Consider the following 306-nt stretch of genomic DNA (forward strand, 5'->3'; position numbering starts at 1 on the left):
CCTCACTGTCGTAGCCTTTATCGGCATAGACGGTTGTGTCTTTGGCTATTCCTTCCAGCAAAGGCGACAGGTGTTTGCACTCATGGGTATTGGCAGGGGTGATGTGCAGTTTCTCGATATAGCCTTCCGCATCGGTACGGGTATGTTGTTTGTACCCGAGTCTGTAGAGGCCGTTTTTCTTTATCCAACGGGCATCGCTGTCTTTACTCGGTGTGGTTTGGCCGCTGACTTGCCCTTCTTCATCGACTTCTATGGCCTGACACTGTTTGCCACCGGCGGTCTGAATAATGGTGGCGTCAATGACGG

Annotated in this window: 1 protein-coding gene; it reads right to left on the reverse strand. The window is 52.0% G+C overall.

Annotation, left to right across the window (positions count from 1 at the left end):
• Positions 1 to 306: transposase (locus HMPREF2700_RS10660; protein WP_141745859.1), on the reverse strand; the 306-nt coding region annotated here is incomplete at both ends.

This window comes from Neisseria sp. HMSC068C04, assembly GCF_001810105.1.
GTDB lineage: Bacteria > Pseudomonadota > Gammaproteobacteria > Burkholderiales > Neisseriaceae > Neisseria > Neisseria flavescens_B.